Raw genomic sequence first — 7876 nt, forward strand, 5'->3', positions numbered from 1 at the left:
GCCCCGGCCCCCGCCCGGTCCGGCGCTGGCGCGGCCCGCCACCAGCCGCGCGCCCCACGGGGGGGGCGGGGCGGGGCGGCGGCCGGCGGCCAGCGGCACCAGCACCGCGACCACCACGGGTGCGCAGCCGACGAACACCCCGGGCACGGCCGGCTCCGACGTGCGCTCGGCGGCCAGTACCGCCAGGTTGAAGCCGACCATGCCCATCCCGGCCAGCACGGCCAGCCGCACCCAGCCGCGCCAGGTCAGCTTCCGCAGCGGCGCCAGGCCGCCGCGCCCGACCAGCGGTAGCAGGAGCAGGCAGCCGAGTGCGTAGCGGACGGCCTGGCCGCCGGCGTGCGGGTAGTCGTTCAGGACGCTGTTGGCGGTGAAGGAGGCGCCGACGAGCGTGCAGGCGACGGCGGCGAGTACGGCGCCCTGCCAGGGCGGTGCGGAGTTGCTGTGTTCCATGGGGGTGACGCTAGGCAGCGCCGCGGTACGCCTTAAGGTCCAATTCGATGAGCGCTTCGCGGACCACTTCTGTTTCTGCTTCGGCTTCCGTTTCCGATTCCCCTGCGGCTTCCGCTTCCCCTGCTGCTTCTGCTTCTCTCTCTGCTCCTCCCGCCGCTCCCCCGTCGTCGGGCCCGCCCGGCCCCGCCGCTCCTTCGGGCGCCGCGGCGACGCCCGCCTGGGAGTTGCTGCTGCCCAGTGCCGCGCTGCCGGCGCGCCGGCGGGGCCGGGCCCTCCAGCACGCGCTGCGCGACGCCATCACCTCCGGGCGGATAGCGGGCGGCACCCGGCTGCCGGCCAGCCGTGAACTCGCCGCCGACCTCGGCGTCTCGCGTGGCCTGATCACCGATGCGTACGAGCAGTTGACGGCCGAGGGGTACCTCCGCAGCAGCCGCGGCTCCGGCACCTGGGTCAGTGGCGCGGTGCGCTGTGCCAAGCCCAGTGCGCGCAAGCCGGGCGTGGCCGCCGCCGGGCCGCCGGCCGGCTTCCTGCCCGGCACGCCCGACCTCGCGCTCTTCCCGCGTACGGCGTGGGCAGCCGCGCACCGCAGGGTGCTGGCCAGGCTGCCGCACCACACGCTCGGCTACCCCGACCCGCGCGGACTGCCCGAACTGCGCGAGGCGTTGGCCGGGCTGCTCACCCGGCGGCGCGGCGTGGTCGCCGATCCCGAACGGATCGTCATCTGCTCCGGCGTCGCCCAGGCCCTCGCGCTGCTCGGCGCGGTGCTCGCCGCCCACGGCGACCGGCCGCTCCTCACGCCCGAGGGGGCCGCGCCCGCGGGGCTCCCCCGGGGGCGGGACGCCACCGACGCCCGCGGCGGGACGGCGGTGGAGCCCGACGCACACCGCGGGGACCGGTGGTGGGCGGGCGCGGACTCGGTGGGGCAGGTGCCGCGGGTTGCGCCCACCGGCGCCGGCTGGGGCGGCGTGCCGCCGGGCGGTGGCGGCCGGCCGCGGCTGGCCCTGGAGGACCCGGGCACCGCCTACCAGGGGCTGTTCGCCTCGGTCGGGGTGGAGGCGGTGCCGCTGCCGGTGGGCGGTGCGGGGCTCGACCCCGCGGCACTCAGCGCCGCCGGGGTGCGGGCGGCGGTCCTCACGCCCTCGCACCAGTTCCCCTCCGGCATCGCCTACTCGCCCCAGCGCCGTGCGGCCCTGCTCGACTGGGCCAGGGCCACCGGCGGGCTGCTCATCGAGGACGACGACGACGGGGACTTCCGATACGACAGGGCACCGGTGGGCGTGCTCCAGGGCCTCGATCCGGCCCGGGTCGCCTACGCCGGCTCGGCCAGCAAGTCGCTCGCCCCCGGGCTGCGGCTGGGGTGGCTGGTGGTGCCGCAGCACCTGGTGGGGAGGGTCGTGGAGCACAAGCGGGCGATGGACCTCGGCCACCCCGTACTGGACCAGGCGCTCTTCGCCGACCTGATCGAGCGGGGCGAGTACGACCGGCATCTGCGCCGCTGCCAACGAGCCTACCGGGAGCGCCGGGACGCGCTGGTGGCGGCCCTCGCCACGGAGTTCCCCGGCACCGAGGTGACCGGCATCGCCGCCGGCCTGCACGTGATCGCCCGGCTGCCCGCGCGGTACGGCCCGCAGCGGCGGTTTTTGGCCAGGGCCCGGGCGGCGGGGGTGGCGCTCGCGCCGTTGACCTCGTACGCGTGCACGGCCGGGGGCGGGGCCGATGAAGGTGACGGGGCCGGAGCCGGGAGCGATGAAGGGGACGGCGACGGGGTGCGGTTGGTGCTCGGCTACGCACACCTGTCACCGGGGCGCATCGCAGCCGCGGTGCGCCATCTACGCGACCTCCAGCGCTGACCGCCGCCGCGCACCACAACCCCGCCGGGGTGAGCGCCCAACGCGCTCGCCGGCCCGGCGTCGGGCCCCGGGACGGGTGGCTCCACCCGCCGGGGAGCACGTCGAAGTACCGGGCCGCACGCCCGGTCACGGCCCGCGTCCGCGGCGTCGAAACCGGGCCCGGTCGTCGTGCCGGTGCGTATCCGCCCCGTACGAAATCCGTACGCGTCGTGTGACGACCCTCGCCCTCAGCGGCGAGCGGGGGTGCAATGGAGCAGCCACGCGGACCGGTGTCGCGGGGGGGACCGAACCACCCCCCAGGTGCTGGCCAGTAGTTCACCTGGCGTTGCGGTTCCGTCCGTATTGCCCAAGATTCCTCGGGCGATACTGCGGCGACAGGCGTGAAGTAGGCGCGGCATGGGAATAGCAGGAGGTTATGCATGAGCCGGGACCCCGGGAACACGATCGGGCGGCGTACGGTGCTGCGCGGATCGGCGGTCGCTTCCGCCGCGCTCGCCCTGCCGGCCGCCGCCACGGCGGCGCCGGCGCTCGCGCTCGGTGGGCGACCGCAGGCCCGTTGGGGCACCCAGGCCGGTGACATCACGACGACGTCGGGCCTGGTGTGGGTGCGCTCGGACCGCCGCGCCCGGATGCTGGTGGAGACCTCGGCGACCGACTCCTTCCGCCGGGCCCGCCGCTGGTACGGCCCGCTCGTCGGCCCCGGCACCGACTACACCGGCCGCACCGCGCTGCACGGCCTGCCGCCCGGCGAGCAGATCCACTACCGGATCACGCTGGCCGACCCGGACGACCCGCGGCGCACCGGCAAGCCGGTGTACGGCACCTTCCGCACCGCCCCGGCCAGCCGCCGGCGCGACGTGCGGTTCCTGTGGTCGGGCGACCTGGCCGGGCAGGGCTGGGGCATCAACCCGGACCGCGGCGGCTTCCGGATCTTCAGCGAGATGCGCGACCTCGACCCGGACTTCTTCCTGTGCAGCGGCGACAGCATCTACGCCGACGGCCCGATCGAGCCCACCGTCACGCTGCCCGACGGGCGGATCTGGCGGAACGTCACCACCGAGGAGAAGTCCAAGGTCGCGGAGACCCTGGCCGAGTACCGGGGCAACTTCCGCTACAACCTGCTCGACCACAACCTGCGGGACTTCAACGCGCAGGTGCCCTCGATCATCCAGTGGGACGACCACGAGGTACGGAACAACTGGTACCCGGGTCAGATCCTGGACGACAGCCGGTACACCGAGAAGAACGTAGACGTCCTCGCGGCCCGGGCCCGGCGGGCCTGGAGCGAGTACTACCCGATGTCCACGCCGCGCACCGACGGCTCGGGTCGGGCCTACCGCGTGGTGCGGCACGGTCCGCTGCTCGACGTCTTCGTGCTGGACATGCGCACCTATCGCAACGCCAACTCGCCGGGCCGGCAGACCAAGGACCCGGTCGGCATCATGGGTCGCGAGCAGCTCGCCTGGCTCAAGCGCGAACTCGCCCGCTCCCGCGCCACCTGGAAGGTGATCGCAGCCGACATGCCGCTGGGGCTCGTGGTCACCGACGGGGCGACGAACTTCGAGGCCGTGGCGCAGGGCGACCCCGGCGCGCCGCTCGGCCGGGAGCTCCAGATCGCGGAGTTGCTGCGGTACATCAAACACCGTCGGATTACGGGAACAGTGTGGCTCACGACCGACGTTCACTACACGTCGGCACAGCGGTACTCGCCGGCGAAGGCCGCGTTCAAGGACTTCGAGCCGTTCTGGGAGTTCGTGTCGGGGCCGCTGCACGCCGGTGGCTTCCCGGCGGTGAAGCTGGACGGCACGTTCGGCCCCGAGCAGATGTTCATCAAGGCTCCGGACCGGGCGAACGTCTCGCCGGCCGAGGGCGGCCAGTACTACGGCGAGGTGGAGATCGACGGGGGCAGCGCGGAGCTGACGGTCCGGCTGCGCGAAGAGGGCGGCGCGACCCTCTTCACCAAGACCCTCCAGCCGGGCCGCGTGGGGCAGTGAGGTAGCTGCGACGGCGGCGCACGACTGGACAAGTGCGGAGAAGACGAACGAGGGACGGGGACATCAGTGGTTGACCATCGAACAGAATCGGGCGATAGCTGCCCAGAACCTCCCTTAACTCATCAGTCACACACCGTTTGCGATCACGCAACACCACTCCCGGAGAGTGGAGCTATGCGTGACGTGACCTTGACCAAGCGTGCCCAAACCCGTCGCACCTGGCGGCAGCGCCTGGCGGAGCGGATCACCGCGCCGCACGGCCTGCCGTGGGGCCCGGGACGGCATAGCCACGCCCCGCCCACGGAGCCGGATTCCGATACCGGCGCCACGGCGGCCGTGCCCGCCCCGCCCGCCGCAGCAGCGGTGGGTGGCGGCGGCACGGCGCTGTGGCGGATGCGTACGACCGTGCGGGACCGGCCGGGCAGCCTGGCGGCCCTGTGCGCCGCACTGGCCGTGCGGCAGGTGGACATCCTCTCCCTCCAGACCCATCCGCTCGCCGACGGAACGGTGGACGAGATGCTGCTGCGCGCCCCGGCGGAGCTGCCGGCCGAGGTGCTCAGCGCCGCGGCGGCCACCGGCGGCGGCCGGGACACCTGGGTGGAGCGGGCGGACGCGCACGACCTGGTGGACGCGCCGACCCGGGTGCTCGGCCTGGCCACCAGGACCGCCCTGGACGCGGCGGAACTGCCCGTGGCCCTGCGCCAGTTGCTCGGGCGCTGCACGATCCGCTCCCAGCCCGCCGAGCCCGCGCCCGCGCAGCGCGACGCCGCTGGCGCGGTGCCCGCCGAGGGCCTGCTGGAGGAACCGGTCATGCGACTGCGTGACCCCGCCGGTGGTTGGGTCACCGTCGAGCGGCCCCATCTGCCGTTCACCCCGACGGAGTTCGCCCGCGCCCGGGCGCTGATCGAGCTCGACTCGCAGCTCGGCCCCCGCGCCGCGGCGGCCGACCAGGGCGCCCTGACGCTGCCCGCAGGCGACGGCATCGTCGTGCGCGGCGCCGACGCCTCCGATCTGGAGGCCGCCCGCGCCCTGCACGCCCGCTGCTCCCGGGCGACGCTGGCCCTGCGCTACCACGGCCCGGTCCACGAAGCGGACCGCTATCTGGAGCACCTGCTGAGCCCCCGGTACGGCCGCACCCTCGCCGTACAGACCACGTCCGGGCAGCTCGTGGCCCTCGGTCACCTGCTGTGGGACGGGGAGGAGGCCGAGGTGGCGCTGCTGGTGGAGGACGCCTGGCAGCGACGCGGCATCGGCACCCGGCTGCTGCGGCACCTCGTGGAACTCGCCGCCGAGACCGAAGCGGCCGATGTCTACGCGGTCACCCAGGCCACCAACACCGGCATGGTCGCCGCCATGCGCGGCCTCGGGCTGCCGCTCGACTACCAGGTGGAAGAGGGCACGCTGGTCATCACCGCCCAGTTGACCGCAGCCGCCCTGCCGGCCAGGCCCCGCAGCGAGGGCTGCTGAGACCACCCCCGGTCCGGCGACCCCGATCGGCCGCGCCGCTGGCGGCCAACCGGGCGGCGCCGGCCGGGCCAGATGGCCGGCGGGCAGGGCCCCGCGGGCATGCCCCGACCGCGCCGCCGGCCGGGGGTGTCCGGCGCCGCCGGACGGGTAGTCATCGGCCGTCCGGGGCAGGCGCGCCGGGCTGCCCGGTCGCCGGGACCGGTGGGTGTCCGAGCCGTCTCGGACCATGCCTCGATTCCTAGTGACGCGACGGCGTCCGGCATACGAGGATGACCACATGTCCGAGATCATCAACGCACCCCTACCGCGCCAGGTCGCCGACGCCTACGTCGACGCCCTCGTCGCACTCGACCCCATCACCGGCACCTACCTGGGCGTCCCGGAGAGCGCCCGGCTGTTGCCCGACTTCTCCCCGACCGGGCAGCAGGCGCTGGCCGAGTTGTCGCGGGCCACCTTGGACCGGCTCGCCGAGGCCGAGGCGCGGCCGGGCGCCGACAGTGACGCCGAGCGGCGCTGTGCCCGGCTGTTGCGCGAGCGCCTGACGGCCGACCTCGCCATCCACGAGTCCGGGGAACACCTGCGGGCGATCAGCAACCTGTTCTCGCCGCTGCACTTCGTGCGCGATTCGTTCACGCTGATGCCCACCGAGACCGCGGAGCACTGGGCCGACATCGCGGCCCGGCTGCGCGCGGTGCCGGACTCCCTTGCGGGTTACCGGGTCTCGCTGGCGACCGGTCTTGAGCAGGGGCTGCCCGGTGGGCCGCGCCAGGTCTCCACCGTCATCGAGCAGTTGGGGCAGTGGATCGGCACCGACGGTGGCTGGTTCGCCGACTTCACCCGGGAGGGTCCGGCGGAGCTGCGGACCGAGTTGGACGCGGCGGTGGCCGGGGCCACCGGTGCGCTGGTGGCGCTGCGCGACTGGCTGCGGGACAGCTACGCGCCGGGCATCGCGGGCGCGCCCGACGTGGTGGGCCGCGACCGCTACCGCCGCTGGGCCCGCCAGTGGAACGGCGCCGACCTGGACCTGGACGAGGCGTACGGGTACGGCTGGGCCGAGTACCACCGCATCCACGCGGAGATGCGCACCGAGGCGGCCAAGATCCTGCCCGACGCCACGCCCTGGGAGGTGCTGCACCACCTCGACGAGCACGGTGCCGCCATCGAGGGGGCCGAGGAGACCCGGGTGTGGCTCCAGAAGCTGATGGACGACACGATCGCGGCGCTGGACGGCACGCACTTCGAGCTCGCCGACCGGATCAAGCAGGTCGAGTCGATGCTGGCGCCGCCCGGATCGGCCGCGGCGCCGTACTACACGGCCCCCTCCATCGACTTCTCCCGCCCCGGCCGCACCTGGCTGCCCACCATGGGTGAGACCCGGTTCGCGGTGTACGACCTGGTGACCACCTGGTACCACGAGGGCGTGCCGGGCCACCATCTGCAACTGGCCCAGTGGACACACGTGGCCGACCAGCTCTCGCGCTACCAGGCCACGGTGGGCCAGGTCAGCGCCAACTGCGAGGGGTGGGCGCTGTACGCGGAGCGTTTGATGGACGAGTTGGGCTATCTGACCGACGCCGAGCGGCGGCTCGGCTACCTGGACGCGCAGATGATGCGGTCGCTGCGAGTGATCGTCGACATCGGCATGCACCTGGAGCTGGAGATTCCGGAGCACTCGCCGTTCCACCCGGGCGAGCGCTGGACGCCGGAACTGGCCCAGGAGTTCGTCGACCTGCACAGCGGGCGGCCGTCGGACTACGTGGAGAGCGAACTGGTCCGCTACCTCGGGATGCCGGGCCAGGCGATCGGCTACAAGCTGGGCGAGCGTGCCTGGCTAGCGGGTCGCGACGCGGCGCGGGCGGCGCACGGCGACTCCTTCGACGCGAAGAAGTGGCACATGGCGGCCCTCTCGCAGGGTTCGCTCGGCCTGGACGACCTGGTGGCCGAGCTCGCGGCGCTGTGAGCCGCGCACTGACGACACCGTGACCCCCGACGCACGGTGAGCGCGAGCACGGGGTGGGGGGGGGGGGGGGGCCGCCGCCGCCCCCCGCCGCCCCCCCCCCCGCGGGCGCCCGGGGGCCGGGGGGGGGGGCGGGGGGGGGGGCGGGGGGGGGGGGG

Annotated in this window: 5 protein-coding genes; 4 read left to right on the top strand and 1 reads right to left on the bottom strand. The window is 74.5% G+C overall.

The features are described 5' to 3' along the window. Positions 1-450, bottom strand: a 450-nt coding sequence (locus AAHZ94_RS24080; protein WP_349995147.1) for an EamA family transporter, incomplete at its 3' end; no start/stop codon positions are given. 224 nt (positions 451-674) lie between these two features. Here AAHZ94_RS24080 and AAHZ94_RS24085 point away from each other — a divergent pair. From AAHZ94_RS24085 to AAHZ94_RS24100, 4 genes are all read left to right on the top strand, one after another. Beyond that, positions 675-2300 (top strand): aminotransferase-like domain-containing protein, encoded by a 1626-nt coding sequence (locus AAHZ94_RS24085; protein WP_349995148.1) that lies wholly within the window; start codon positions 675-677, stop codon positions 2298-2300. A gap of 419 nt (positions 2301-2719) precedes the next feature. Beyond that, a complete protein-coding gene (locus tag AAHZ94_RS24090; RefSeq protein WP_349995149.1) occupies positions 2720-4294 on the top strand; it encodes an alkaline phosphatase D family protein in 1575 nt (524 codons plus the stop codon). A 174-nt stretch (positions 4295-4468) separates the two neighbouring features. Next, on the top strand, positions 4469-5761 hold the full coding sequence (locus tag AAHZ94_RS24095) for a GNAT family N-acetyltransferase (RefSeq protein WP_349995150.1): 1293 nt from the start codon (positions 4469-4471) through the stop codon (positions 5759-5761). 277 nt (positions 5762-6038) lie between these two features. Continuing rightward, the gene (locus AAHZ94_RS24100; protein ID WP_349995151.1) at positions 6039-7721 is read left to right on the top strand and encodes a DUF885 domain-containing protein; all 1683 of its coding nucleotides are present in this window, start codon (positions 6039-6041) and stop codon (positions 7719-7721) included. Positions 7722-7876 lie beyond the last annotated feature (155 nt).

The organism is Streptomyces sp. HSW2009 (assembly GCF_040240285.1).
Lineage (GTDB): Bacteria > Actinomycetota > Actinomycetes > Streptomycetales > Streptomycetaceae > Streptomyces.

Excerpts from the sequence above, each read along its gene's own strand:
- AAHZ94_RS24090 (WP_349995149.1), top strand. The coding sequence starts at position 2,720 with ATGAGCCGGGACCCCGGGAACACGATCGGGCGGCGTACGGTGCTGCGC.
- AAHZ94_RS24095 (WP_349995150.1), top strand. The coding sequence starts at position 4,469 with ATGCGTGACGTGACCTTGACCAAGCGTGCCCAAACCCGTCGCACCTGG.
- AAHZ94_RS24100 (WP_349995151.1), top strand. The coding sequence starts at position 6,039 with ATGTCCGAGATCATCAACGCACCCCTACCGCGCCAGGTCGCCGACGCC.